The following is a 25260-nucleotide window of genomic DNA, read 5'->3' as shown; positions in this document are numbered from 1 at the left end:
CGGCCGAATCCTTGTGCGCGTTCCCGTCGAACGCCGAACGCGTGTATGTCCTGACCCGACTCGAGGAACTGATCGCGGCGTATCTCTCCCTGCTGGACAACGTCGCGACCTTCCTGCTGACGTTCGCGCTGGTGTACGCGATCGGTCGGTACGTCGTCCTTCCGCTCGTGAGCGCCGCGCTGGACTATCGAGACACGGAACGGACCCTCCAGCGGGGTCTCGAGCGCGTCGTGGCATTCGGCGTGATCGCCGCGGCGATCGTGGTCGGCCTCTCGATCGCCGGTCTCAGCTTCGTCCTCGATCGCGCGGCGATCCTCGTCGCGGCGCTGACGGTCGCGCTCGGTTTCGCCGCGCAGAACGTCGTCGGCAACTTCGTCAGCGGCGCGTTCATCGTCACCGATCCGAGCTTCAACATCGGCGATTGGATCCGGTGGTCGGATCAGGAAGGGATCATCGAGGACATCAGCTTCCGGTCGACGCGGGTCCGAACGCTCGACAACGAGACCATCACGGTGCCGAATTCGGAACTGACCGCGAACGCGGTCACCAACGCCGTCCTCAACGACCGACTCCGGTTGACCTTCCCGATCGCGGTCAGTTACGACGCCGATCTCGACGCCATCACCCGGATTTTGACCGACGCGGCTGTCGACCACCCCGATATCCTCGCGGACCCGCAACCGACCGCTCGGATTGCAGCCCTCGACGACGCGGTGCAGGTCGTCGCCTCGTTCTGGATCGCCGATCCCGACCGCAGTACCTACGCTCGCGTTCGCTCGGAGTACGCCCGCGAAATCGTCGATCGGCTCGAGCGCGAGGGGATCGATCTCGCCGCCGCGACCCCGCAGGCGCTCGAGCAGTCCGCCGCCGCGGGGCCGCGATCGGCGATTCACGCGAGGACGGACGATACCGACAGCGGAACCGACGAGTAACGGCTCGCACGGCGGGCGGACCGGACACTTTTAGTGGTCGTTGTCGTGCGGTTCGCTAGCATGGAGTACGAAGTCGTCCACGCCGACGACGTCCCGATGACGGATCTCTCCGAGAGCGACGAGGTCCCGCCAGACCTGCGGATCCGCGCGCTCGACGAGGTCCTCGAGGCCGATCACGTGCAACTCAAGCTCTGGTACTTCGACCCCGGCGAGGAGATTCGGTACCACGCCCACGCCGAACAGGAGGAGCTCTACTACGTCCTCGAGGGCGAGTTCTCGCTGAAACTCGGCCGCTCGGGCGAGGAGGAGTACGTCGAGGCCGGACCGGGAACGTTCTGGATCGCCAAACCCGAAATCGGCCACGGCCACCGCAACGTCGGCGACGAGGAGGGCGTCGTGCTCGCCATCGGCGCCCCCGCGGTCGAGGATCCGGGGTTGGATCCCCACGGACTCGACGAGAGCGAGGGATAGCGGGCGCCCGTATTCAGTCGACGGATCAGGCGTACGTCCGCTCGAGGTAGTCGACGATCCGTTCGGACTCGGCCATCGTGACGCCGTACTCGTCGTCGACGATGACCGGCACCTGCCGCTGGCCGGAGATCCGCTTGACTTCGTCGCGCTTCGAGTGTAGTCCCTCGACCCAGACGCTGTCGTAGTCGACGTCGAGCTCGTCGAGCCGGTCGGCGACGAGTTCGCAGTACGGACAGCCCTCGAGTTGGTACAGCGTGACCATGGGCGACGCTTCGGCGCGGATCGCCAAAAGGGTGGGTGACGCTCGCTCGCGGTCGTCCCGGGGTCGCTCGTCGGCGCCGTGCCGGGCACGGGGACTTTTGTCGCTGCCCGGACCATTCTGGGTATGCCACCGACCGAGGGCGAGGAACTCTCCGACTTCGAGGCGCTGCTGTGCGACGGCGAGACGTTTCGCTCGACGGCGCTGTCCGCGGCGCTCGCGGACCGCGGCGGCGTCGTGATCTGTACCGGGTTCGCGTTCAGCGCGATCGCGCGGAACTGGTGGACGCAGTTCGTCCGGGCCGGCTGGGACGAGTTCGAGGACGTCGCGGTGCTGGGCGTCAGCCGAGACGGTCCCTACGCGCAGAACGCGTTCCTGCGCTGGCTCGGGTCCCCCGGGTTTCGCTTCTTCGCGGACGTCGACGGCGAGGTGAGCGAGTCGCTCGACCTGCTGGCCGACCGCGATCACATGGCCGCCGTCTCGACGCCGTGGCGCTCGGCGTTCGTCGTCGACGCCGATCGGACGGTTCAGTACGCGTTCGTCGCGGACGACTGGATCTCGCCGCTGCCGCTCGAGGAGATCGAAGACGCGGTCGCGAGTCTCTAGACCGGACGGCGACGGGCGAAAAATCAGACCGGCTCGCCGAACGCGTACATCGTCTCGTGGGCCGTCACCTCGAGGTCGACGAAGTTGCCGGGCTCTATGCCGTACTCGCTCGCGTTTTGGACGATAACCTGCCGGTACGCCGAGTCGCGACACTTCACGGAGTCGGCGGTCCCCTCCTCGACGACGAGACAGTCCTCGCGGACCTCGCCGACCATGTCGGCGTAGGCCTCGCGGACGATCTCGCGCTTGGCTTCGCTCATCTCCTTGGACCGTTCCTTCTTGACCGTGCCGCCCAGGCCCTTCATCTCGGCGGCGTCCGTCCCGGGGCGCTTCGAGAAGCGGGTGACGTTGATCTTTTCGGGCCGGGTCTCGCGCAGCAGCGCCATCGACTGGGCGTGATCGCGGTCGGTTTCGGAGGGGAAGCCGACGATGAAGTCCGTCGAGAGCGTCCAGTAGTCCAGGGCGTCGTCGAAGGTCTCGACGACCTCGACGTACTCGTCGACCTGGTGTTGGCGGCGCATGTCCCCGAGCACGTCGTTCGATCCGGACTGGACGGGCGCGTGCAGGAAGTCGTAGAGCTCCTCGTTTTCGGCGAAGACGTCGGCCAGTTCCTCGCGGATGCCGTGGACGCCCTTCGGGTTGGCCATCCCCACGCGCACGCGGAAGTCGCCCTCGATCGCGCAGATCTCGGAGAGCAGTCGGTGGAGCTTCCGCTCGCCCTCGTCCCAGCCGTAGACGCCGGTGTCCTGGCCGGTGATGCGGATCTCCTTGGCGCCGGCGTGGATCAGCGCGCGGGCCTTCTCGACGTTCTCCTCGATCGGCGGGGAGTCGATCTTGCCGGTCGCCTGCTTCGTGATGCAGTACGAACAGTCGGACATGCAGCCCCGGGCGATGGGGAGGATGCCGACGACGCCGTCCAGAATCGGCTCGGCGTCGGGGGTCGTCGTCGGACACTCGCCGTTGGTGACCGCCTCCGGCACCTCGTCCCAGTGGAGCACCTGGCCGTCGACGTCGGTCGCGCGGAACTCCTCGCCCTGCGCGAGGGCCATGCAGCCGGTGATAAAGAGGTCCGCGGTCTCCTCCGAGAGCTCCTCGGCCCGCCGGAGCATGTTCCGCTCGGTCTTCTCGACGACGGTACAGGTGTTGAGGATGGCGACGTCGGCTTCGTCCGGTCCGTCGACCCGGTAGTGGCCCGCATCGCGGAGCCGGCGCTCGATCTCGCGGCTTTCCCCGCGGTTGGACGTACAGCCGTAGGTTTCGATGTGATACCGGGCCATTCGCTTGAACGTGTTTCGGGCCCGGGACGGCAAAAGCGCGACGGATCCGGCCCGTCCCGTTCGTGACAGTTTGTCTCGAGGATCGGTCGCGAACGGCGTCTCCCGGTAGCGCGGGGTGAATCGCGTCGTTTCCGAGGAGCGAGCGCCCGCCGTTTACAGCCGTCGGCGGCGCAGACCGTCGATCGCGAGTTCGACGTACTCGGTGAACGAGACGGTGGGCGTTCCGGGCAGGTAGACCGGGAGGTCGGGCTCCTCGAGTCGAACGTCGGTGATGGGGTCTCTGGGGTCGGTTGCGTCCATGTCTCGGTTTCGGGCCGGAGCGGTTTAACGAATTCGAAAATATTGTTCCCCCATCCGTGGATAACGATCGTTATTGAGTAAATATCGCACGGTAGCGAGCGCCACGGAATCTCAGGGCTCGTCCTCGGCGAGCGCCTCGAGCGCCTCCCGGCCGACGTGAATCGTCCGACGGCCGGTCGGCGCCGCCGTGATGAGGACGCCGGGAGAAAAGTCGGGCTCGCCGTTGTCGTCGTAGAGTCCGTCGGGAGCCGTCCCGATCCGGACCGACTCGCGGATCGCGAACATCGCCTCTCGGACGGCGTCGCTCCGATCGTCCGCGTCGGCGATGTCCAGGGATTCGAACTCCTCGTCGCGGGTCGCGAGTCGCTCGCGGACGCGGTCGACGTGATCGGCGGGAGCCGCGGAATCGTAGATGTAGGAGTGAACGCGCATACTCGCGGTACGGCCCGGACGGCCTTGAACGCTGGCGAACGCCCGGACGCAGCCGCGACGGTCGAGCCGACTCAGCCGCCGAACCGCTCTCTCTCGAGGCGTTCGTAATTGTCGTGGAAGACGGTCAGCGTGGCCCGGAGCGCGCCGAGGATCACCGGCCCGAAGAACAGCCCCATGAAGCCGAAGGCGTAGGCGCCGCCGAGGACGCCGACGATGATGACCGCGGGGTTCAGTTCGGCGTAGCGGTCGACGACGACCGGCCGCAGGTAGTCGTCCGAGAGGCCGACGATGACGGTGCTGTAGACGAACAGCCCCACGGCCAGTAGCGGCTCGCCGGTCGCCAACAGGAAGACGACGGCGGGCCCCCAGACGAGGAACGTGCCGATGATCGGAATCAGCGCGAGGACGACCATGATGACCGTCCAGAACGCGGCGTTCGGGATTCCGGTGGCGATCAGCCCGATCCCCGCGAGCAGTCCCTGCACGAGGGCGATGAGGACGTGGCCGATGAGGACGGCCTGCATGACCTCGTCGAGTTCTTCGTAGAGGTCGTCCTGCACGTCGTCCGGGAGCGGCGTCCGCTTCCGGATCCAGCCGATGAGATTGTTTCCGTCCTTGAGCAGGTAGTAGAGCAGGAACAGCGCCAGTCCGAAGCCGATCAGCGCGTGGGTGAGCGCGCTCAACCACGCGGTCGACTGCTCGAGTACCATCTGGCCGCCCTGCCGGGCCGCGTCCATCAGCGAGGACATCAGATCGACGCTCACCCCCGTCTGCTCCTGGATGAACGATTCGACTTCCGTGACGCTGACGGAGTCGGTGTTGAGGTTTTCCACGATCCTCGTGGCGTCTTGGATGACGATCGTGAGGACGATCGCGAGCGGGATCACGAAGCCGGTGATCGTCAGTAAGACGAGCGCCATCGCGGCGATCATCGGCGAGGTCCGCTGCTCGAGGCGGCGCTGGAGCGGGCGGAGAACGTACGCGAGGAGCACGGCGATGAGGGCGTACTGGAGAAACGGCGCGATGAGCAGCCACGAGAGGAAGGCCAAAACCGCGACGAGTGCCAGGAGAAACCCCTTGCTGATGTTCACACGAATAGTATCCGCGAACGCCGAAATAAAGGTGGGGGCAAATCACCGGCACGCGCGACGGATTCGGCCGTTCGCGCGAGGGACCGAGCCGACCTATTCGCGCCGCGGACAGTCGCGCTCGCTCTCACACGGCTTCAAGGTGCTGGTTCGCTTACGTCGGAGGGAATGTCGACCCAGCTCGATCCCCTCTCCCTCTCTGCCGATCTGCTCTACACGGTCAAGACCGAGGGCGATACCGACTGGTTGCGAGACCACCTCGCGACGCTCGAGCGATCGCGCCTCGACCGGGCCCTCGAGCGCCGGACCGCGAAATTGGCGTTCTGGCTCAACTGTTATAACGCCTACACACAGTTGCTCCTCGAGGAGGAGGCCGAACTCGACGGCGAGGCGGGTCGCCTCGAGCGCTGGAAGTTCGTCTCCCGGGATCGGATCCCGATCAGCGGCGTCCGTCTCAGTCTCGTCGACATCGAACACGGCATGCTTCGGCGGTCGAAACACCCCTGGGGGCTCGGCTACGTCCCGCGGCCGTTTCCCTCGTCGTTCGAACGGCGGTACCGCCTCCCCGAGTGCGACCCGCGGATCCACTTCGCCATCAGCCACTGCGCCGAGCCCTCGCCGCCGATTACGACCTACTCGCCGCCCGACGTGGACGCGGAACTGGACGTCGCCGTCGAGTGGTTCCTCGAGGAGACCGTCACGTACGACGCCGACGCTAACGCCGCCACCGTCCCGCGACTCTTCCGCCGCTACCGCGGCGATTTCGGCGGCAAACGCGGGATCGTCTCGTTTCTCCGGACCTACGACGCGATCCCGGCGGAGCGACGCCCGTCGCTCGAGTACGAATCGGCGACCCGGACGCCGGACGTCGACTTCGACGCCGATTCGGACGCGTTTCGGCCGTAGCCGCGACGCGACGGGCGGGCTCGAACTCAGTCCTCCCGATCCTCGACGGTCGCGGTCGGCGCCGCCCGCATGACGCTTCGGGCCGCCCGTTTCGCGTTCGACCGCGAGGTGTACCCTTCGCCGCTGTCGGCCACGATGTTCCCGTTCCAGTGGACGAGCCGCCAGCGCCACTCGCCGCCGCGGTCCTCGTAGACTTCGAACCGGCTGGTTCGGCCGTCCTGCTCTTGCCGAGCGTCCGGGTCGGCGTCCGCCGGCGCCGACTCCGACTCCGAGCGCGAGTCGGCTCCGTCCGTCGACGCGTCGTCAGCGTCCGGGCCGCCGGGAACGGCCTCCGGCGGCATCGTCGCCGCCGCGGGATCGGTCTCGGGTTCGCCTTCGGCGGCTGCGTCGGCGCCGACGACGCCGGGCGTCCCGCGCTCGCTGTCGCCGAGCCGTATCGTCGAGCCGTCCGGATCGTCCCACTCGAGTTCCAGCTCCAGTTCGGCGACGGGCGGCTCGTCGTCCTCGCGTTCGGCCTCTAACTCGGCGACGACCCGCTCCGGAATCGACACCGTCGCGGTCCGCTCGCCGTCGTCGATTTTCAGGGGTCGATCCTCGGCCAGCGCCGCCCCGAACTCCCGGAAGACGGCGGCGAGTTCCTCGCGGTCGTACGCGCGCTCGAGTTCGAACTCGACGTCGGTTGGTGAGTCGTCCATACTCCTCCTACGTCGTCCAGCGAGTTAGGGATTGGTCGGATTCCGACCGAGATCCGGGGAGCCGGTGCGTTTTTGTCGCCGCGCTGTCTTCGCTCGCCCGTGACTTCCCGCGACTGGCAGGCCGACCGGCGCGCCGTCTTCGACCGCGACGACCGCGCGTGTCGCCACTGCGAGACGACCGGCGACGACGCCGACCCGACCGCCCTTCGAACGTACCCCGTCGGCGCCGTCCCCCTCGAGGGAACGGTCCACGAGAGCTCCCTCGCGACCGTCTGTCCCGACTGTTTCGAGACACTCCGGTTCGCTTCCGACGGCGCCGCGTCGCCCGCCGAATCGGTCTCGAGCGAGGCGTTGTTCCGACTCGTCCGCGAGACGACCCGCGTGCAGGGCGGCGCCATCTCCGACATCGCCTCCTTCGCCTCGCTCGCGACGTCGCTGCCGACGACGCTCGCGGACGTCGGAACGACCGCCGACGCGGGGGACGACTCCGAGTCGACGGTCGACGAGACCGCCGCGGCGTACCGCGACGGCCGCCGCGAGGCCCTGCTCGCGCTCGACGTCGCCGACGCGCGCCTCGAGCGCGTCCCAGTCGACGGAACGGCGTTCGACGCCGACGTCCGCTCGTCGCTGTCGACGGTCGCCGAGACCGCGACCGACCTGCAGGCGACGCTGCGCGAGGCCGTCGCCCGTTCCGAGATCGTCCCCGTCTGCCTCGGGCGCTGCCACGGCTGTTTCGAGCCGCTCGAGGGCGAGGGCGCCTGTTCGACCTGCGGTCTCGAGGCCCGCGAAACTGCCGACTGGCGCGGCGATGGGGGCGAGATCGCGTTCGAACGGCTGTTCTCGTCGATCAACGACAGTCTCCAGGGCGCCTCGACGACGACGGAGACGCTGACCGATCGGACGATGACGTTGGCGAGTCAGTTGACCGAGTCCTGACTCACGCCGGGTCTCCCCCGCGGAACGCGTCGAGCGTCTCGTCGGCCACGCCGTCGCGGGCGAACAGCGTGACGATGTCGTCGGGGCGGATCACGGTGTCGCCGTGGGGCGTCACGACGGCGTCGTCCCGCTCGATCGCGACGACGAGGGAATCGTCGTCGAGCACGTCGCGCTGGGCCGCCTCCTGCAGGCTCATGCCGGCGATCCGGGCGTCCCGGTCGACCGTCACCTCGGCGACCTCGGCGTCGCCGGAGAGGCTGATGAAGTCCGTCAGCATCGCCTCGTGGGTTTCGTCCGTGGGACCGAACGGCGAGTACGGACGCGCGGTCTCGTTCTGGACTAACACTTCGTCCTCGATCTCGATGCCGAGATCCGAGAGCGCCCGCGCGATGCGCCGCAGATCGCCGGTGTCCTCGCCCACCGCGAGCACGTGCAGGTTCCGCCGGCCGGTCAGCAACTCGCGGACGTTGATGACGCCGGGGATCACCTGCGCCCGCTGGGCCATCGATTCGCGCTCCGAAACCGGCGCGTTGCACATGAAGAGATTCGCGAGGTGTCCCGCCGCCCGTTCGAAGTCCACGTTCGCGTGGTAGCCGGTGATGATTCCCCGCTCCTCGAGTTGGTCGATCCGGTTTCGAACCGTTCCGGGAGAAACGCTCACGTCCGCGGCGATCGTCGGAGCCGAAACGTTTCGGGCGTCGTCCATTAGCGCGTAGATGATTCGACGATCGATCTCGTCGAGCCGGTGATCCATGCGTCCCGGTATTACGTCATCGATATACACGGTTCTGATCTTCCGCGGGCAGAATACTAAATGAGATGTCATTTCTGCCGATACGGCAATTCTACCCCTCCCAAAATGAGCAATCAGCAATGGCTTCGGATCATTTATGGTCTAGTCGGGGAAAGGCGCCAGATAATGACCGAGCAATCGTTTGGGGAAGGGACGCACAGTTCCTGCGATCGACCGCCGACACGCGCGCGCCGGCGATCGCCGACGGAGGGACGCCCATGAGCGACGAAGAACTCGCCAAGGATCTCGGCCTGCTGTCGGCGCTGGCGATCGGCATGGGGACGATGATCGGTGCCGGCATCTTCGTGCTGCCCGGCGTCGCGGCCCAGGAGGCCGGACCGATCGTCGTCGCCTCGTTCGTCATCGGCGGCCTCATCGCGATGGTCAACGCCTTAGCGGTGAGCGAACTCGGGACGGCGATGCCGAAGGCCGGCGGCGGCTACTACTACATCAATCGCGGCCTCGGGCCGCTGTTCGGCTCGATCGCGGGGATGGGTGACTGGATGGGGCTGGCCTTCGCCTCCGCGTTCTACTGCATCGGGTTCGGCGGCTACCTCACCGAACTCCTCGCGGGGACGATGTTCGCGCTGCCGACACTCCAACTCGGCCTGTTCACGCTGACCGACATCCAGCTCGGCGCGCTGCTCGCCGGGCTGCTGTTCGTCGGCGTCAACTACGTGGGCGCGAAGGAGACCGGCGGCGTCCAGACGGTGATCGTCACGATCCTGCTGGGCATTCTGACCGTCTTCGCGGCCTCCGGCTTCCTCCACTTCGAGTGGTCGACGCTGACGACCGACGGCATCGCGCCGACCGACGCGGGCTACGGCGCGATCCTGCCGGGGACGGCCCTCGTCTTCGTCTCCTTCCTCGGCTACGCGAAGATCGCGACCGTCGCGGAGGAGCTGAAGAACCCCGGACGGAACCTGCCGATCGCGGTCATCGGCAGCGTCGGCGTCGTGACGGCGATCTACGCCGTGCTCGTCGGGACGATGGTCGGGATCGTCCCGTGGCACTCGCTGGACGACAGCGTCCCCGTCTCGCAGGTCGCCGAGATCACGTTCGCCGGCATCCCCGTTCTCGACGCCGTCGGCGTGACGCTGATCTCGCTGGCCGCGATGCTGGCGACCGCTTCCAGCGCCAACGCGTCGATCCTCTCCTCGGCCCGGATCAACTTCGCGATGGGCCGAGACAAGATCGTCACGGACGAACTCAACGAAATTCACCCCCGGTACGCGACGCCCTACCGATCGATCATGCTGACCGGCGCGGTCATCATCGTCTTCATCGCCGCGCTCGGGCAGGACCTCGAGATCCTCTCGAAGGCCGCCAGCGTCCTCCACCTGATCGTCTACGCGCTGATGAACGTCGCGCTGATCGCGTTTCGGGAGGCCGACGTCCCCGAGTACGAGCCCGACTTCCGGGTGCCGTTCTACCCGGTGACGCCGATCGTCGGCGCGATCCTCTCGTTCGGGCTCGTCGCTTTCATGGAGACGATCGAGATCGCGCTGAGCCTCGCGTTCGTCGCCGTCGCGGTGCTGTGGTACGCCCTCTACGCCCGCACGAAGACGCCGCGACAGGGCGTCCTCGGCGAGTACATCCTCGATCGCTCCGAGTCGATGCCCGACGTCGCGGTCTCGGCGGCCAGCGCGGCCCGACCCGACGGCTCGAGCGAGTACCGCGTCATGGTGCCGCTGGCCAATCCGCGCACCGAACAACACCTGATCGAACTGGCCAGCACGCTCGCCGCCGCAAACGACGGCGTCGTCCACGCGGTCCACATCGTCGAGGTCCCCGACCAGACGCCGCTGGATCGCGGCGCCGATCAGGTCGATCGGCTCGACGACGAGTCCGCGAAGCTGCTCGAGCGGGCCCGCGAACACGCCGAAGATCACGGCGCCGAGATCGAGACGACGACGATCGTCTCCCACCGCTCGTTCGAGGAGGTGTTCGACGCGGCCCGCCAGCGCGACGTCGATCAGGTCGTGATGGGCTGGGGCGGCGACCGGCCGTGGTCCGCGGGTCGGGCCGAGCGTCCGCTCGACGAACTCGCCCACGACCTCCCGTGTGACTTCCTGGTCCTGAAGGACCGCGACTACGACCCGTCCCGGCTCCTCCTGCCGACCGCCGGGGGCCCGGACTCCGATCTCAGTGCGGAGGTCGCGCGGACGCTTCGCTCGGCGACGGGCGCGTCGATCCGCCTGCTCCACGTCGTCGACGACGAGCGCGAGCGCGAGGCCGGCGAGGCCTTCCTCTCGGAGTGGGCGTCCGAGCACGACCTCGCGGACGCCGAGGCAAGCGTCGACGCGTCGGGCGACGTCGAGGGCGCCATCGCCCGCGCCGCCGACGATCGAACGCTCGTGATCATCGGGGCCACCGAGCGCGGCCTGCTGTCGCGGCTCGTTCGCGGCTCGCTGGTCTTCGACGTGGTCGACGAACTCGACTGCTCCGTCCTGCTCGCCGAACGGCCGACGAAGCGGTCGCTCCGCGAACGGCTGTTCGGATCGGGATCGGACGAACAGAACCGAGAGTGACGAACTGAACGCCCCTCGAGGCCGCTACAGTCGGGTCGCCGCCTCGAGCGAGATGTCGATCGCGCGACCGACGTTGTTCTTCGCTTTCTCCGGCAGTTCGTCGTCCTCGGTGTCGGTGCCCTTCTGGGTGCCCTCGACGAGGTTGCCGTCGACGGTGCAGATCGCGCCGGCGCGCAGGCCCTTGCGGCGGGCCAGCGAGAAGATGGCGGCGGCTTCCATCTCGACGGCGAGGAGGCCGGCGGCCTCCCAGTCGACGACGTGCTCGTCGGTCTCCGCGTAGTAGGCGTCGTCGGAGACGATCGGGCCGACGTGGACGTCTTCGTCGTTGGCTTCGGCCGAGTCGACCAGCGCCGACAGCACGTCGTAGTCCGGTACGGCGGGGTATTCGGCGGCTTCGTACCGTTTCGACGTCCCCTCCTCTTTCGCGGCGCCGGTCGCGACGACCATGTCGCCGATCTCGATGCCCGACTGGAGGGCGCCGGTCGTGCCGACGCGGATGATCGTCTCGACGCCGACGTTGGCCAGTTCCTCGACGGCGATCGCCGCCGACGGACAGCCGATACCGGTCGAGCAGATCGTCAGCTCCTGTCCCTCGTAGGTCGCGTTGACGACCTTGTACTCGCGGTTCTGGGCGACGGTCTCGGAGTCGTCGCAGTGGTCGGCGATGCGATCGACGCGACCGGGATCGCCCGGGACGAGCACGCGATCGGTCAGGTCGCCGTCGTCGACCAACAGGTGTGGCTGCGTTGCCATACCCGCCGATTCCAGTGGCGGTGAGAAAAAAGATTCGAGGACGGGTCCCGAGCGTCCGTCGGTTCGGCGACCTGCGACCGTCCCCCGTCCCCACCCCCCCGCCGAGTGCGATCGGCCGCGGGGTGTGTTCGACCCGGCCGTTCAGTCAGCAGTCGGGGAAACCTCCACCCGTTCGGGCGTAACCGTCACCGTCGCGTCCTCGACGCTGAATTCGACGGTCCCCTCGGCCCGACTCGTCCCTCGGTGCGTGTCCGCAAAGAGGGAGTCGAGTGCGTCCGGGTCGATGTAGTCGTACAGCCGGGTGCTGGTGGAACCGGTATCGTCGTCGAAGTACTGCGCTAGTGCGGTTGCAGTAGCTATGCTCGGCGGTTCGTCTGCGTCTCGCTCGTACTGAATGCAGCGTTTAAACTCGCATCCAGAGGACTCTCTGATCCTTCGTTCCGTCATATCTCTCCGTCACGTCTCCGTGACCGTCTAGCTGAGTGACCAACGTCCCAGCCCATATACTTACCGTCAGACAACACCGGGTGAAAACCGCACGGCGGCGGCCGGATCGACCGGTCACGATTCGCCCCGTTGGACCCACCTTTGGCGGGGCGATCGCCGCCACGTTCGAGCACCGAGCGCCGGCCGGACTCGAGCGCGAACCAGCGCCGGTCGCGGGTCCCCGATTCAATCCGCGCGCTCTTCTAGAAACCGTTCGACCTCGGTCGCCGTCGGCGCGCTGCGTGCACCCTCCCCACTCGCCGTCAGCGCGCCGCAGGCGTTGGCGTACTCGAGGGCGTCTTCGATCGGCGCGCCCTCGAGTCGGCTCGCGAGAAAGCCGGCCGCGAACGAGTCGCCGGCGCCGGCCGTGTCGACCGAGTCGACGTCGAACCCGAGGTGTGCGTAGCTGCCGTCGGGGGTCCGGATCTCGGCGCCGTCGCCGCCGGACGTGATCGCGACGATCCGATCGGTCGGCTCGGAATCGACGGCGGCCGCGTCGGCCAGCGCCGCGGCTTCGCGCTCGGTGACGAACAGGACGTCGGCCGCGGCGACGGTCTCGTCGTACGCGCGGTCGCCGAACCGACGCCCGGGATCGAAACTGACGGTGACGTCGGCCGCTGCGGCGATCGAGGCGATCCGCGCGGCGGTCTCCGGGCGCTGGCTCGTGAGGTGGACGTGATCGGCCGCCCGAACCCGATCGGCGTCGATATCCGCCGGCCGAACGGCCTCGTTGACGCCGTCGTTGCCCAGAATGGAGACCGCGCCGTCGTCGTCGACCAGCAGGTACTTGACCGCCGTCTCGGCGCCCTCGACGACTCGGATCCCCGACAGCGAGACGCCGGCCTCCTCGAGGCCGCGCCTGGCCAGCAGGCCGTTGTCGTCGTCGCCGACGCTGCCGATCAGTTCGGCGTCGACCTCGAGTCCGGCGAGCGCGGCGGCGACGTTGGCTGCGCTGCCGCCGCCGGACTGGCGCTGTGAGCGGATCGTCGCTTCGCCGTCGGCGGCGGGGAGTCGGTCGACGCGCAGCGTCACGTCCCAGTTGACGTGACCGGCGGTGAGTACGGTGGGGGACATCCGATACGACCGGGAAGAAGGTACCGTCGGAAAAAAACCTAGGTGGCGATGAAGAGCAAGACGTTGTGGACGCCGGGGCCGAGCCCGACCGCGGCGATCCCGGCGAGAACGATCCGCGCCTGCTGGGGAGCGTCCTCGACGTACTCCTCGAAGAGCCCGAGGATCACCAGCGCCAGCGCGGCCTTGACGAGGACGAACAGCCAGCCGGCGCCGACGTACTCGGCGGTCGGGAGCGACTCGCCGGCCTCGAGCAGCAGCGCCGACAGGGGAACCGTCTCCTCGACGCCGATGACGTCGTAGCCGACGGCCGTCGAGACGCCGTCCAAGGTGTGGCCGAAGACGACCAGCGCACCGGTGTAACTCGTCGTCTTCGCGACGTCGGTAACCCACAGGCTCAGCGCGACCCACGCGATCGCGGTGACGATCCCGGCGGCGATGACGGCGATGACCGGCCAGAAGAGGTTGAACGTCTCCTCGCCCCAGCTCACGTTGAGGATGATCGACGCGAAGACGGCGAAGAAGGCGGTCCCGGCGATGCCGAAGAACCGCGAAATCGTCGGTTGGAGCCCCCCGGCGTACAGGAAGACCGCGACGATCCAGGCGGCGCCCGCGACGGCCGCCGCGACCAGGTAGACGGTCGGCGTCGCGAACAGCGTCTCGACGTTCTCCGGATAGGCGCCGAGTTGATAGAGGACGTGCAGGGCGGAGCCGAACATCATCCACGGCGCGAACGCCAGCACGGTCCGATCGGTTACCGGCGGCTCGAGAACCCACAGCAATGCGACGATCCCCGCCAGTATCACTAGCAGCGGGACGAGGAGGTACCACGGTGGGAGCACGAACCCCTCGGGTAATACCATATCCGTACTCGCACACACCAGCGACAAACACTTTCCGATTACTAATCATTCGCGGAAATGACGGTTTCCCTTCGCCGTCTCGTTCGACGAGAAACGTCGCGGCGCTATCCCGTTATTTCCGACCGCTCCCAGGGTTCGTCGACCGTCTCGCCGAACAGCTCTCGCATCAGCGTGACGATAGTTTCCGGCGGGAACTGGCCGTGCTCCGTGACGATCGCGTCGACGTACCGCGGCGGGGTGACGTCGAAGGCCGGGTTTTCGGCCGTCAGTCCGTCGTCCGTGCCGTCGACGCCGTCGGTGATCGCGGCCCGCGCCTCCTCGTCGAGCACCTCCCGCTCGTCGCGGCGTTCGATCTCGACGGTGTGGCCCGTCATGGTGTCGGGGTGGAGCTTGATCGTCTGGGCGGCGACGGTCACCGGCACGCCGCGCTCGCGGGCGAGCACCGCCAGCCCGCTGGTGCCGATCTTGTTGATCACGCTCCCGTCGGCCGCGATGCTGTCGGCCCCGACCAAGACGTGGTCCGCCCGATCGAGGTACCGGCGGGCCGCCCCGTCGACGATCACCGTGACCGGGACGCCCCACTCGCGCAACTGGCCGGCCGTGATGTGGCCCTGCAGTCTGGGCCGGGTCTCCTTGACGATCGCCTCGATCTCGATGCCGTCCTCGACGGCGGCCTCGAGGCAGGCCAGCGCGTCCGTCGAGTGGCAGTGGGTCATCACGACGTCGCCGTCGCGCAACCGGTTCGCGCCGACCGATCCCAGCTTCGACTGCGCCCGGTCCAGATCGCGGCGGAACTCCTCGGCGCGGTCGACGATCGAGGCGCGCAGCTCCGCGACGGTCTCGCCGTCCATTCCGGCGAGGACGTACCGGAGCGCGTTGGGCAGGCTCACCGCCGTCGGGCGCGTCTCGTAGAGCGTCTTCGCGGCCGCTCGCAACTGCCGTTCGAACGCGTCGGGACGGTCCGCGTCGGAGCGTTCGGCCTGGATCGCCAGCGCCTCGGCAGCCGCGTCGGCGATCGTCGCGGCTCCGCGGATCTCCATCGCGGCGATCTCGTCGGCGGTCGTCTCGACGGCCGGCGCGACGTCGTGCCCACGGTCGTCCATGCTAACGCGTTGCCCGCCGGACGGCAAAAGTGATCGGGCGGGGTTTTTGCCCGTCGGGCGATTCCCTCCTCGTATGGACCGCAGCGAACTCGCCCCGCTGATCGATCACACCGTACTCGGCCCCGAGACGTCGATCGCCGACGTCCGCCGCGTCCTCGACGAGGCCCGGGAGTACGGCATGAACGCCTGTATCCCGCCGTTCGCGCTCGAGGCGGCCGCCGACTACGCGCCCGACGTGACCCTCGCGACGGTGATCGGCTTCCCACACGGCCAGCACAGCGCCGCGGCGAAGCGACGGGAGGGCGTCCTCGCCTGGAAGGCCGGCGCCGACGAACTCGACGTCGTGATCAACGTCGGTCGGCTGAAAGCCGGCGAGGACGACGTCGTCCGGGCCGAACTCGCGGAGCTAACGGCCGCGGTCCCGATCCCCGTCAAGGTGATCATCGAGACGGCGCTCCTGACCGACGAGGAGAAACACCGCGCCTGCGAGGCCGCGGACGCGGCCGACGCGGCGATGGTGAAGACCTCGACCGGGTTCGCCGACAGCGTTGTTTCGGAGAACCAACGTGCGAACGGCGATAGCGCGGAACGAAGTTCCGCGGACCGTTCGAGCGGGCAACGCCCGCGAGAAGAAGCCGTGAGCGGCGGCGCGACGGTAGCGGACGTCGAACTCATGAGCGACTACCTCCCCGTCAAGGCCAGCGGCGGCGTCGGCAGCTACGACGAGGCGATGGCCATGCTCGAGGCCGGCGCCGAGCGGATCGGCGCCTCGAGCGGCGTCGCGATCCTCGAGGGCGCGCCGGAGTAACGCGGCGCGCCGGGCTTCGTGAGAGCGGCGATCACCGTCACGAACGCGAACGCTTTTCGTCGGGGGTCGACCAACGGAGCCTATGCTCGAGTCGGTGCTGGCGCGGCTCCGCGCGACGCGACGGCGACTGCGGCGGCTGGAGCGACGCGAATTCGACGCCTTCGTTCGCTGGATCGAACGCACCGGGAACCTGATCCACCTCTCGGTGTTGCTCTTCGTCCCGCTGCTCATCGCCGCGGTGACCTGGCTGGCGAACGCGACGGCCGCCGTCTCCTTCCTCCTGTTTCCGCCGCTGGCCTCCGGCACGTACACCCTCTTCGCCGATCCCGAGGGCCGGTACTCGACGCCGACGAAGTTCGTCGGCGGGATGACCGCGGGAGCGCTCTGCGGCTGGCTCTCGATCGCCCTCGTCGACGCCGCGGGCGTCGACGGCGCCGCCGGCGTCAGCGCGGCCGGCGCGGCGCTCGGCATCTTCCTCACCGGCGCCGTCACCTGGGCGCTCGACCTGGAGGAGCCCACCGCGTTCTCGACCGCGCTGCTCGTCCTCGTCACCGGCAACGCGCAGGTCGTCTACGTGCTCGGAATCGTCGTTTCGAGCTCGTTCGTCGCGGCCGTCTTCGTCGTCTGGCGGGGCCGATTCTACGAGCGCCGGGCCCAGTACCTCTACCGGACGACGGACGGCGATGACAGCGTCCTCGTTCCGCTGGACGGCTGGGACGAGGACGGCGACGCGGGGACGGTCGCCCGCTTCGCCGCCGAACTCGCGAGCGCTCACGACGCCGGGAAGATCGTCCTCCTCGACACCGTCGACGACGCCGCCGACATCGCCGAGGACGAACCGGGGCCCGCGGCTCGCCGGCTCGAGTCCTTCGCGGCCGATCTCTCGTCGGAGTACGACACTCCCTGCGAGGTCGTCGTCGCGGCCGGCGACCGCACGTCGTCGCTGGCGCTCCGGACGGCCAGAGAGCACAACTGCGATCTGATCGTCACGCCGTACGCCGAGCGCGAGGGCGGCGGCCTCTCGCCGTTCATCGTCGGGCTGTTCGACAGCGAGATCGACGTCATCGCCTTCCGATCCGCCGGGAACCGCCAGAACTGGCAGCACGCGCTGGTCCCGGTTCGGGGCGCCGGCGACACCGCCCGCGCGATGGTCGACTTCGCCAAGCGGATCACCGGCTCCTGGACGCCGACCAGCGTCTGTACCTGTATCGACCGCGAGTCCGAGCGCCGCTCCGCGGAGACCACCGTCGCCGACCTCGTCGACGCCTTCGACGGCCGCTTCGAGACCCACGTCGTCACCGAACCCGTCGAGTCCTACCTCGAGCGCGTCTCGCCCCAGTACGACGTGATCTTCGTCGGCTCGAGCACCGACCGCTCCGCGGCCTCGCGGTTCGTCTCCCCGCCGACGTTCGAGCGGCTCAGCGACCTCGAGACCGACGTGGCGATCGTCCACCGCGGTCGCCATCAGTAGTACCCGACCTTCGCTGTCCCACCGGCTCAGGCGCTCCCGCGGAGCAGTACGACCGTCCCGATGCCGGCGACCAGCGCCAGCGGGAGCCGCTCCGTCTTCCGGGCGACGAGCGCGACCACGGCCGCTCCGAGCCACTCTTCCGGACCGCCCTCGACCAGTTCGCCGGCGACGATCGAAACGACGATAACGCCGGGGAGAACCTCGAGCGCGGTTTCGGCCCGTTCGGTGAGTTCGAGCCGTCCAACCAGCCACAGTCCGCCGGCCTTCGTCGCGTAGGTGACGACGGCCATCGCGAGGACGACGCCGACGGTCGTCGGCTCGAGCGCCGTCGCGGGGCTCGAACTCATCCGCCCACCTCGCGCGAGTCGACCTCGGCGTCGGCGCGGCGGACGCCGACCAGACCGCCCGCCAGCGCGCCGGCGAGCAGATACCAGCGCCCGGGCACGGCGACGGCGGTCGCCAGCGCAGCGACGAAGGCGGCCGTCCACGGCAGCAGATCGGTCCGCCCGTCCCAGAGGTCGACGGCGATCGCGACGAAGACGGCGAGAAACGCGGCGTCGAGGCCGTACCGTGCCGGATCGGCGACGCCGTCGCTCGCGACCGTCCCGACGACCGTCGCGGCGACCCACAGGAGCCAGATCGCGAGACCGCTTCCGAGGAGGTACGCGGCGTCAGTCGGTTCGCTTCCGTCCGCGCCGTCGGTAGCGCCGGCGTCGGCGAACGCGCGCATCGTCAGCGCCCAGTTCTCGTCGGCGGTGAAGAAGGCGCTCCCGTAGGTCTCGAGCGCGGAGCGGTCGGCGAACCACGGGCGGAGCGTCGCACCCAGGAGCAGGTAGCGGAGGTTGACCGCCGCCGTCGCGAGGACGATCGTCGCGACCGAGGCCGACGCCGCCCAGAGGTCGACCGCGAGCAACTGCGCGGCCCCGGCCAGCACCGTCGCGCTCATCAGCGTCGCCTCCGCGGCGCTCAACCCCGCCTGCGACGCGAGCACGCCGAAGGCGACGCCGTAGCCCGCCACGCCGACCGCGACCGGGAGGCAGTCCCGAAACCCCCGCCGCGCGCCCGATCGCGAGAAGGCTACCCGGCCCGTCGACGTCGCGTCCGCGGTCGGTCGGCCGTCGGCCTCGCTCTCGTCTCCGTCCGCGGTCGTGACGCTCCCGCCGCGGTCGCCGCTCGAGTCCGTTTCCGTCATCGTCAACTCGACAGCGCGGGCTCTAGACCCCTAAAATCTCGGAGAACGCGAGTTCTCTACGCTCGATGATACGACGAGACGACGGCGCGGTTAGCGGGTGCCGACGGGCTCGACTGCCGTCACGAGAGCGACAGTCGGTCCAGCAACCGCCGACCGCGAGGCGTCAGTTCGTAGCCGGCACCGCCATCGTTGCTGGCACCGCCATCGCCGCCGGCACCGTCGTTACCGCTACTGCCGTTCCCGTCGCCGCCGGAGACGTACGGCTCGAGTCGCCGCAGGTGATAATTGAGCGTGCCGTTGTCGTCGGTCGACGTCGCCGCCCGGAGGTCGGTGTAGCGCAGCGGCGTCTCCCGGTCGGCCAGCGCCAGCAGGATCTCGAGTCGGATCGAGTTCGCGAGCAGTTCGAACTCGTCGGCGGTCCGCGACGGATCCGTCGCGGTCTCGCGGTCGTCCGTCTGCTCGTCGGCGCCGGCGACGGCCAGCGCCCCCTCCCGCGCGCGTTCGGTCCACGTCCACGTCGGAATCGCCATCGCTGCCGACTTCACGTCGGCGATCTAAAACGATTCCGACGCTCGACTCCCGAGGTCAGTCGCCGCCCATGATGTGCTCGATCAGCGGACTCTCGTCCTTGCCGAGCGCCGACTGGACCAGCAGGTGTCCGCCGAGCACCGACGGGCTGATCACCGCGTCCGCGCCGGCGTGCTCGAGCTTTCGCGTGTTTTCGCGGTCGGTCGCGGCCGAGACGATGCGGGCCTCGGGCGCGAGTTGGCGCGCGGTGAGGATCGCCAGCGCGTCTTCGGCGTCGTGGTTCGTGGCGACGAGGACCGCGCGAGCGCGGTCGATCTTCGCCCGCTGGAGCGGCCCCTCGTCGCTGGGGTTGCCCCGTATCACCGACAGGCCGCGATCGGTTAGCGTCTCGGCGGCCTCGCGGTCGCCGGTCACGACGACGAACTCCCGGTTGTTGGCCGCGAGTTCGTCGACGATCGGTTCCGTCAGCTCGCCGTAGCCGAGCACGAGGACGTGGTCCTCGAGCAGCTCGAGTTGTGAGTCGGTCATCTTTCCGAGTGTCTTCGTGATGCGGGATTGGATCGCCGGGCCGACGAGCGCCCCGATGGCGATACCGAAACTGGCCACGCCGAGCACGAGCACGGACATGGTAAACAGCATCGCCTCCGTCGACGTCTGGTCCGGCGTGATGTCGCCGTAGCCGACCGTGCTCGAGGTGATCAGCGTGAAGTAGAACGCGTCGAGGATGTTCGTGATCCCCTCGAAGTCCTCGCGGAGCGCGTAGGCGCCGATGGTGCCGTACAGCTGGACCCCCAGCAGCGCGAAGCCGGCGGCGATCTGGGTCGTGCTCAGCGAGAGGGACTTGTCGAACCGCCGGCGGCTGAACAGCAGTACGGGAATCGTCAGCAGCGACACGGCGACCAGCGGCAGCGAGTACCGGCTCGACTGGAGCAGTCCTTGGGCGGCGGTCAGCGGGAGCAACAGCAGCGTCGCCCACCACCCCGCCCGCAGCCCCCGCCGAAGTGCGAGCGCGCTGCCGACCATCAGAAAGCCGGTGAGCGCGCCGGTGAAGCCGGCGGTATCCTGAACGGGCTCGGGGACGTACTCCGCGAGCGGCCCGCCGACGAAGTCGAACCCGATGTTGACGATCGCCGTCGCGACCGAGAGTCCGGCGACGATCAGTGCCAGCACGACGGCTGCCCGCATCGAGAGGACCCGATGCCAGTTGTCGGGCAGCCGCGATCGAAGCGACCGGTCCTCGGCCATACGCGTCGATGTGCGACCGCAGTAGTTAACGCCACCGTCTCGAGGAATCGTTGAACTCGGACGACTGACACCTGAGAGCCGTCCGTTCGCGCCGCGGTCGATCGATCCCGCTACTCGGTACGCGGACGCGAGTAATCGTCGCTGCGCTCGGAGATCCGGAGCGACCTCGGCGTGTCGGTACTCCTTTGTCGCTCCCGGCCCTGCGGCCACCAATGACGCCCGGCGGAAGTCTCCCGGTCGAAATCCTGCTCGGCATCTACCTCGGTCTCCTGACGGGCATCGTCCCCGCGTTCGTCGCCGGTTCGCTCGGCTTTCTCGTCCGCTACTTCACCGGCGTGACGCTGCCAGGCTTCGGTGTCGTCGTCCTCGCGCTCTCGATCGCCAGCGTGCAGGGCGGCCTGCTCGGTCTCATCGAGCCCACTATCGCCCAGTCGCCGCGGCTGCTGGTCGCCGTCCTCGTCGTCCTCATGCTCGCGCTCTACGCCCACAACCAGGGCGACAAGCTCGGCGCAGAACTCCCTCGACGCCTCTCGCTCACCTCGATCCGCCAGCGGACGCTGTCGACCGACGTCGTCGAACTCGTCGGCACCGTGGGCCGGGTCACGGTCCGTCCGACCGGCGAGATCCACGACATGGAGGGCTACCCGCTGCTGTCGCCGGACCTCCGCCGGTCGCTGAAGACCGACTCGTGGCGACTCCCCGCTGACCTGCCGCTGTCGGAACTCGAGTCCCGCCTCGAGGAGCGGCTGCGGACCGACCACGATCTGGCCGACGTCACCGTGACGATCGACGAACGGGCCCGCGCGACGATCACCGCGGCACCGCCTTCGGGCGGACTCTCGAAGCGGATTCCCGACGGCCGCCGCGCCGTCTCGATCGCGACGCTGGTCCCGACCGGCCTCGCGCGGGGCGACGAGGTGTCGATCCGCGCCGGCGATCGAACGGTCTCCGGAACGGTCCTGAGCGCCCGGACGGAGATCGACGACGAACGCGCGACCGCGGCCGACGAGCCTCCCGCCGACGACGAGACGCCGGTCCCCGACGGCGGCGATGCGGCGGCCGACGCCGTCCCCGCTCCCAAACCGAGCGCGGCCAGCGCCGGCGGCGTCGGCCGCGTCACCGTCGCCGTCGCCCGCCGAGACGTGAAGGCGCTGCTCGAGGCCGAGACGCCGAAGTTGGTCGTCCGGTCTCGGGGGACCAGCCGGGAGTTCGAGGCCTTCGCGCTGGTCAGGCGGGCCGGGCACGCGATCCGGCGGCTCACCGTCGGCTCGAGCGCGGACGCCGACGCCCGCGACGCGGCGAACGTGACGGTGCTGGCCGCCCGCCGACAGGGCAGCGAGACCGGCGGCCGTCGCAGCGGCTGGGTGTTCGCCCCCGGCATCGAACGGTCGCTCGAGCCCGGCGACGAGGTGTTCGTCGCGGGGCCGGAGGCGGCGACCGACGAGTTCGTGGAGGCGGTCGCCAGATGACGCTGGCAGCCGCCCCCGGACTCGAACCGATCCTCTCGCAGGCGGTTTCCACGGAGGCGCTGTTCGACGCGCTCGTCGGGATCGCGGGCTTCGCGCTGCTGGCGGGCGGAACCGCCGCCGGCGTCGCCTTCGTCTTCCGCTGGTACAGCGCCGACGGGATCCCCGAAGGGGTCGCGATCTTACTCGGCGTGTCGATGGTCGCGATCTGGCTCAACGCCCAGTCGGCGCTCCAGCAGGTGATCAGCGGCGACGCGGAACTGCTCGAGCTGAGTACGGTCGCATTCACCGTCGCCGCGTTCGTCGCGAGCGCGATCGCCGCCGACGGCGGCCGGCGGCTGGGCGATCACCTCGCGACGGACGTCTTCGCCGTCGCGACGCCGCGGACGATCACCGAGGTCGGACAGCTGGTCCGATCGGCCGGCCGCGTCGTCGCCGTCGAACTCCCGGAGGAAATCGCGGACGTCGACGGCTACGACTCCGTCGAGGAGTCGACCAAGACCGAACTGGCCGGCCACACGCTGCTGTTTCCGCGCCGGCTGTCGACCGACGACCTCCGCGAGCGACTGATCGCCCGCCTCGAGCGCGACTACGGGATCGGCCACGTCGACGTCGAGTTCGGGACCGATCGGACGATCGACTACCTGGCCCTCGGGAGCCGGCCGGCGGGAATCGGGTCGACGCTCGCGCCGGGCACCGTCGCCGTCGCGATCCGCGGCGATCCGGCGCCCGACGCCAGCCCCGGCGACGCCGTCCGGATCTGGCGTCGCGACGAGGACTCGCTCCGGCGGGCCGCGGGCGGGGAACTCCGCGGGGTCGCCGACGACGTGGCCACCGTCGCCGTCGACGCCGACGACGCGGGGACGCTCTCGACCGACGAGGAGTACCGACTCGTCACGCTCCCCCGCGACCCCGGCGCCGAGCGGGACCTCGTCTCGCTGCTCCGGGCGGCCGACGAGACCGTGACCACCCTCCCCGTCGACGCGGGCGATCCGCTCGAGGGTGCAGCCGTCGGCTCGCTGCCGGTGTTCGTCCTCGCGGTCGACCGCGGCGCGGCCGGCGCCGACCCGCTCGCGCTGCCGTCGAGCGAGACGCGACTCGAGGCCGGCGACGTCGCCTACGTGCTCGGCCGCCCGGACGCCCTGCGGCGGATCGGCGATCTCGAGCGGCCGCTGACGGCCGATCTCGAGTCGGACGCTGACGCGGAGGCAGGTGCGAGTTCCGACGCGGATTCGGACGCAGACTCGGATGCGGCGACCGATCCGACCGCGAACGACGACCCGGAGTCGGTCGACGGCACCCCGCCCGAACGCACCCGGGAGCGGTAGCTACTTGCCGTCGGCACCGATACCGCCACGTATGGCCACCGAGTGGAAGCTCTTCGCCGACCTCGCCGAACGCGCGGGCGACAAACACGTCACCGTCGACGCCGACGCCGGCGACACCGTCGGGGACGCCCTCGAGCAACTCGTCGCCGACCGGCCCGACCTCGAGGCGCGGGTCCTCGAGGACGGCGACCTGCGCTCGCAGATCAACGTGCTCCGCAACGGGACGAACGTCTTAGTCGAGGAGGAGGGCCTGGAGACGGTGCTCGAAGAGGGGGACGAGCTGGCGCTGTTCCCGCCGGTCAGCGGCGGCTAACGGACCGTCACGCGGTGCTCGGTGTTTTGCGATCCCCCTCGACGGGGTCCCGGCGCTCGTCGACGACGCGATACCGGTGGGCGACGGCCGCGTCTTCCGGGTGAATCAGCACGGTATCGTCGTCGCAGTAGGGTTCCTGGAACCACTCCGCGGCGACCGGATAGCACTCGAGCAGCGACGTGTCTTCGGTGACCGCGTCTACGGACCTCACGTGGCGGCGGACGTCCGGAGCGACGACGACGAGGACGTCCTCGAAGCCGACGTATCGCTCGGGCGTCTCGAGACCGTCGTCGGTGAACGCGAGGTCGCCGTCGTCGACGACCTCACCGGATTCGTACGAGGGAGTGTACATGAGTTCTTCACCTGACTATTCTCGGAGACGAATATGAACGGTCAGGAGGATGTTCTGATCCGGAAAACGCGCCGTCACTCGCCCGTCAGGTCGATCCCGAGCACGAAGTCCGGCTCCTCGGAGATGTCGGCACCGGCGTAGGGCACGTCGGTGACGTGACGGGGCGTCTCGGGGATCAGCACGCGCGTTTCGTCGGCCCCGAGATCGGCGGCGTCGCGGGCGATCGCCGCGAACAGCGCGCGGGCGGCGTCGACGCTCTCCCACGCGCCGACGCCGTATTCGGCCCACGTCTCGGATTCCGTTCCGGTCTCGTCGTCGCTCGAGTCGCCGTCGACTTCGCGCTCGTACGTCCGCGACCGATACGCCATTCCGGCCAGCCCGTCGGGACCCTCGACGGCGAAGACGGCCGTCTCGTCGGCTTCGAGGTCCGCGCGCGTCAGTTCCCGGACGGCCCACGACTCCTCGGGGGCCATCGCGAGGCCGTCGAGGTGCTCGCGCGCGTCGCTGTGAGTCCAGTAGCGCCACGCCGCGGTGGGATCGCTCGAGACGCGGTAGGCGTCGTCGACCGCGGCCTCGAGGTCCGCGGCGGCGTCGGGATCGGGGTCCGGATGCGCGAAGCGGAACTCGGTGAGCGGCTCGAAGCCGCTGGTCCGCGCGGCGCCGAAGGAGGCGGCGTTCCACGAGAAGATCATCACCCGGCCGACCGTCGCACCCCGCTCGCGGGCCCACTCGAAGGTCGCCTCGTTGAGTCGCCGGCTGACGCCTCGTCGCCGATAGTCAGCCGCGACGCGCAGGCTCTGGAACCAGGCCTCGTCGTCGGTGAGCATGACGCCCTGCACGATGCCCGCCGGTTCGCCGTCGACCTCCGCGAGGAACGTCTTCTTCCCCTGTCCGGGCTCGTCCTCGAGCCACTCGTGGTAGACCCGCGGGATGTAGTCGCCGCCGCGGTCCGGCCAGATATCGCCCGTGAAGTCGGCCACGGCCGCGTAGTCGTCGTGGGTCGCCCGTCGGATCTCGAGGCCGAAATCGGAGACTGAGTCGAGTACCATCGTCGA

At 69.1% G+C, this 25260-nt stretch carries 29 protein-coding genes; 11 read left to right on the top strand and 18 right to left on the bottom strand.

Annotated features, from left to right (window positions below; genetic code table 11):
- Positions 1-41 precede the first annotated feature (41 nt).
- Both HTZ84_RS14455 and HTZ84_RS14450 read left to right on the top strand, forming a co-directional pair.
- Entirely contained in the window at positions 42-932 is an 891-nt protein-coding gene (locus HTZ84_RS14455; RefSeq protein WP_174681333.1) for a mechanosensitive ion channel family protein, read from the top strand.
- 60 nt (positions 933-992) lie between these two features.
- Positions 993-1403, top strand: coding sequence for a cupin domain-containing protein (locus HTZ84_RS14450; RefSeq protein ID WP_174681332.1), 411 nt, complete (start codon positions 993-995; stop codon positions 1401-1403).
- A 25-nt stretch (positions 1404-1428) separates the two neighbouring features.
- Here the strand turns inward: HTZ84_RS14450 and HTZ84_RS14445 are convergent, their stop codons facing one another.
- Positions 1429-1665, bottom strand: coding sequence for a glutathione S-transferase N-terminal domain-containing protein (locus HTZ84_RS14445; protein ID WP_174681331.1), 237 nt, complete (start codon positions 1663-1665; stop codon positions 1429-1431).
- Between the two features lie 123 nt (positions 1666-1788).
- Here HTZ84_RS14445 and HTZ84_RS14440 point away from each other — a divergent pair, with 123 nt between their 5' ends.
- Positions 1789-2268, top strand: coding sequence for a redoxin domain-containing protein (locus HTZ84_RS14440; RefSeq protein WP_174681330.1), 480 nt, complete (start codon positions 1789-1791; stop codon positions 2266-2268).
- A gap of 23 nt (positions 2269-2291) precedes the next feature.
- Here the strand turns inward: HTZ84_RS14440 and HTZ84_RS14435 are convergent, their stop codons facing one another.
- The 4 genes from HTZ84_RS14435 to HTZ84_RS14420 form a co-directional block, all read right to left on the bottom strand.
- Positions 2292-3545: a tRNA (N(6)-L-threonylcarbamoyladenosine(37)-C(2))-methylthiotransferase gene (locus tag HTZ84_RS14435; RefSeq protein ID WP_174681329.1), complete on the bottom strand. Its 1254-nt coding sequence runs from the start codon at positions 3543-3545 to the stop codon at positions 2292-2294.
- A 153-nt stretch (positions 3546-3698) separates the two neighbouring features.
- Complete coding sequence (locus HTZ84_RS14430; protein ID WP_174681328.1) at positions 3699-3845, bottom strand: hypothetical protein; 147 nt, start codon at positions 3843-3845, stop codon at positions 3699-3701.
- A 111-nt stretch (positions 3846-3956) separates the two neighbouring features.
- Complete coding sequence (locus HTZ84_RS14425; protein WP_174681327.1) at positions 3957-4277, bottom strand: hypothetical protein; 321 nt, start codon at positions 4275-4277, stop codon at positions 3957-3959.
- A 71-nt stretch (positions 4278-4348) separates the two neighbouring features.
- Positions 4349-5368 (bottom strand): AI-2E family transporter, encoded by a 1020-nt coding sequence (locus HTZ84_RS14420; protein ID WP_174681326.1) that lies wholly within the window; start codon positions 5366-5368, stop codon positions 4349-4351.
- A 165-nt stretch (positions 5369-5533) separates the two neighbouring features.
- On the opposite strand from HTZ84_RS14420, the gene HTZ84_RS14415 reads away from it, so the two are divergent.
- Positions 5534-6271 (top strand): DUF547 domain-containing protein, encoded by a 738-nt coding sequence (locus tag HTZ84_RS14415; protein WP_174681325.1) that lies wholly within the window; start codon positions 5534-5536, stop codon positions 6269-6271.
- A gap of 26 nt (positions 6272-6297) precedes the next feature.
- On the opposite strand, the gene HTZ84_RS14410 is transcribed toward HTZ84_RS14415, so the two are convergent.
- Entirely contained in the window at positions 6298-6966 is a 669-nt protein-coding gene (locus HTZ84_RS14410) for an amphi-Trp domain-containing protein (protein ID WP_174681324.1), read from the bottom strand.
- A gap of 99 nt (positions 6967-7065) precedes the next feature.
- On the opposite strand from HTZ84_RS14410, the gene HTZ84_RS14405 reads away from it, so the two are divergent.
- Positions 7066-7902 carry an HNH endonuclease gene (locus tag HTZ84_RS14405; RefSeq protein ID WP_174681323.1) on the top strand — a complete coding sequence of 279 codons (837 nt, stop codon included), beginning with the start codon at positions 7066-7068 and terminating at the stop codon, positions 7900-7902.
- Between the two features lies 1 nt (position 7903).
- On the opposite strand, the gene HTZ84_RS14400 is transcribed toward HTZ84_RS14405, so the two are convergent.
- Positions 7904-8656 (bottom strand): Lrp/AsnC family transcriptional regulator, encoded by a 753-nt coding sequence (locus tag HTZ84_RS14400; RefSeq protein WP_174681322.1) that lies wholly within the window; start codon positions 8654-8656, stop codon positions 7904-7906.
- Positions 8657-8913: 257 nt separating this feature from the next.
- On the opposite strand from HTZ84_RS14400, the gene HTZ84_RS14395 reads away from it, so the two are divergent.
- Positions 8914-11226 carry an amino acid permease gene (locus HTZ84_RS14395; protein WP_174681321.1) on the top strand — a complete coding sequence of 771 codons (2313 nt, stop codon included), beginning with the start codon at positions 8914-8916 and terminating at the stop codon, positions 11224-11226.
- 24 nt (positions 11227-11250) lie between these two features.
- Here the strand turns inward: HTZ84_RS14395 and HTZ84_RS14390 are convergent, their stop codons facing one another.
- From HTZ84_RS14390 to HTZ84_RS14370, 5 genes are all read right to left on the bottom strand, one after another.
- Positions 11251-11979, bottom strand: a complete 729-nt coding sequence (locus HTZ84_RS14390; RefSeq protein ID WP_174681320.1) for a nucleoside phosphorylase — start codon at positions 11977-11979, stop codon at positions 11251-11253.
- Positions 11980-12120: 141 nt separating this feature from the next.
- Positions 12121-12426, bottom strand: a complete 306-nt coding sequence (locus tag HTZ84_RS14385; RefSeq protein WP_174681319.1) for a HalOD1 output domain-containing protein — start codon at positions 12424-12426, stop codon at positions 12121-12123.
- A gap of 225 nt (positions 12427-12651) precedes the next feature.
- Entirely contained in the window at positions 12652-13539 is an 888-nt protein-coding gene (locus HTZ84_RS14380) for a carbohydrate kinase family protein (protein WP_174681318.1), read from the bottom strand.
- Between the two features lie 38 nt (positions 13540-13577).
- The gene (locus HTZ84_RS14375; protein WP_174681317.1) at positions 13578-14399 is read right to left on the bottom strand and encodes a DUF63 family protein; all 822 of its coding nucleotides are present in this window, start codon (positions 14397-14399) and stop codon (positions 13578-13580) included.
- Between the two features lie 104 nt (positions 14400-14503).
- Positions 14504-15502, bottom strand: a complete 999-nt coding sequence (locus tag HTZ84_RS14370; RefSeq protein WP_174681316.1) for a ribose 1,5-bisphosphate isomerase — start codon at positions 15500-15502, stop codon at positions 14504-14506.
- A gap of 73 nt (positions 15503-15575) precedes the next feature.
- Here HTZ84_RS14370 and deoC point away from each other — a divergent pair, with 73 nt between their 5' ends.
- On the top strand, positions 15576-16310 hold the full coding sequence (gene deoC, locus HTZ84_RS14365; RefSeq protein ID WP_174681315.1) for a deoxyribose-phosphate aldolase: 735 nt from the start codon (positions 15576-15578) through the stop codon (positions 16308-16310).
- Positions 16311-16392: 82 nt separating this feature from the next.
- Positions 16393-17781: a universal stress protein gene (locus HTZ84_RS14360; protein ID WP_174681314.1), complete on the top strand. Its 1389-nt coding sequence runs from the start codon at positions 16393-16395 to the stop codon at positions 17779-17781.
- 26 nt (positions 17782-17807) lie between these two features.
- Here the strand turns inward: HTZ84_RS14360 and HTZ84_RS14355 are convergent, their stop codons facing one another.
- The 4 genes from HTZ84_RS14355 to HTZ84_RS14340 form a co-directional block, all read right to left on the bottom strand.
- A complete protein-coding gene (locus tag HTZ84_RS14355) occupies positions 17808-18128 on the bottom strand; it encodes an AzlD family protein (RefSeq protein ID WP_174681313.1) in 321 nt (106 codons plus the stop codon).
- A complete protein-coding gene (locus HTZ84_RS14350; RefSeq protein ID WP_174681312.1) occupies positions 18125-18973 on the bottom strand; it encodes an AzlC family ABC transporter permease in 849 nt (282 codons plus the stop codon). The genes HTZ84_RS14355 and HTZ84_RS14350 overlap by 4 nt, the downstream gene beginning before the upstream one ends.
- 119 nt (positions 18974-19092) lie before the next feature.
- Complete coding sequence (locus HTZ84_RS14345) at positions 19093-19503, bottom strand: DUF7347 domain-containing protein (RefSeq protein WP_174681311.1); 411 nt, start codon at positions 19501-19503, stop codon at positions 19093-19095.
- Positions 19504-19558: 55 nt separating this feature from the next.
- On the bottom strand, positions 19559-20746 hold the full coding sequence (locus tag HTZ84_RS14340; protein WP_174681310.1) for an NAD-binding protein: 1188 nt from the start codon (positions 20744-20746) through the stop codon (positions 19559-19561).
- A gap of 212 nt (positions 20747-20958) precedes the next feature.
- On the opposite strand from HTZ84_RS14340, the gene HTZ84_RS14335 reads away from it, so the two are divergent.
- Genes HTZ84_RS14335 through HTZ84_RS14325 form a run of 3 tightly spaced genes read left to right on the top strand, consistent with a single transcriptional unit; the run spans position 20959 to position 23853 of the window.
- Positions 20959-22215, top strand: coding sequence for a potassium transporter TrkA (locus HTZ84_RS14335; protein ID WP_174681309.1), 1257 nt, complete (start codon positions 20959-20961; stop codon positions 22213-22215).
- A complete protein-coding gene (locus HTZ84_RS14330; RefSeq protein WP_174681308.1) occupies positions 22212-23540 on the top strand; it encodes a TrkA C-terminal domain-containing protein in 1329 nt (442 codons plus the stop codon). Before HTZ84_RS14335 ends, HTZ84_RS14330 begins: the two co-directional genes overlap by 4 nt.
- Before the next feature lie 31 nt (positions 23541-23571).
- A complete protein-coding gene (locus HTZ84_RS14325) occupies positions 23572-23853 on the top strand; it encodes a ubiquitin-like small modifier protein 1 (protein WP_174681307.1) in 282 nt (93 codons plus the stop codon).
- A gap of 7 nt (positions 23854-23860) precedes the next feature.
- On the opposite strand, the gene HTZ84_RS14320 is transcribed toward HTZ84_RS14325, so the two are convergent.
- Positions 23861-24205, bottom strand: a complete 345-nt coding sequence (locus HTZ84_RS14320) for a hypothetical protein (protein WP_174681306.1) — start codon at positions 24203-24205, stop codon at positions 23861-23863.
- Between the two features lie 74 nt (positions 24206-24279).
- Positions 24280-25254, bottom strand: coding sequence for a GNAT family N-acetyltransferase (locus HTZ84_RS14315; RefSeq protein ID WP_174681305.1), 975 nt, complete (start codon positions 25252-25254; stop codon positions 24280-24282).
- Positions 25255-25260 lie beyond the last annotated feature (6 nt).

This window comes from Haloterrigena gelatinilytica, from assembly GCF_013342145.1.
In the GTDB taxonomy this organism is placed as follows: Archaea; Halobacteriota; Halobacteria; order Halobacteriales; family Natrialbaceae; genus Haloterrigena; species Haloterrigena gelatinilytica.
Note: the sequence above shows the minus strand (reverse complement) of the source record. Positions and strands in the feature narration are given on the sequence as shown.